The organism is Paracoccus sediminilitoris, assembly GCF_003259195.1.
GTDB lineage: Bacteria > Pseudomonadota > Alphaproteobacteria > Rhodobacterales > Rhodobacteraceae > Paracoccus > Paracoccus sediminilitoris.
Genome location: NZ_QJPK01000067.1, coordinates 1 through 467, shown reverse-complemented (window position 1 = coordinate 467; position 467 = coordinate 1). Strand labels below are relative to the sequence as shown.

Here is a 467-nt window from a genome sequence, read left to right as displayed (position 1 = left end):
AACACTGCCTCGCCCCGCAACGACACCCCAAGGGCGACCCGGCGACTCGGCCGGACGATCTGGAAAAGACAATTCGGCCCCCATGTCCGCAGCCAGTCGAGGACCTGATGAAGAACCTGAAACCCTTTAGCGAGCGGATCGCCTCGAGGGACCCCGACCGCCAGGCGGCCGAGATCCACATCCGCGTGGCCTCGATGAACCGCTTCAACGCCCTCGGCACCGCCGAGATCGAACGCGTGGCCTGACCTCAGCTGGGGAAAGGGCCATCATCTCCTAATGCCGACTTCCGCAATAAAGCCAAGAGGAGCGAACTGCTGAGACCGCAAGATTGGTGTCTGGAGTGGCAAGTTCGACATGCCCTGGGACTGGCGCACACGCACTAGGCTCCAGCCTCATTGAGTTTCAGAGCCAGAAGAGGATTGTTGCTGCGAGAGCTATCGCGGAGAGGAAGATCTCGGGGCATCGGT

At 61.5% G+C, this 467-nt stretch carries 1 pseudogene; it reads left to right on the top strand.

Annotated elements, in window-relative coordinates:
- Window positions 1-245: pseudogene (locus tag DKT70_RS17540) on the top strand (IS5/IS1182 family transposase); the annotation flags it as partial.
- Between the last annotated feature and the right edge of the window lie 222 nt (window positions 246-467).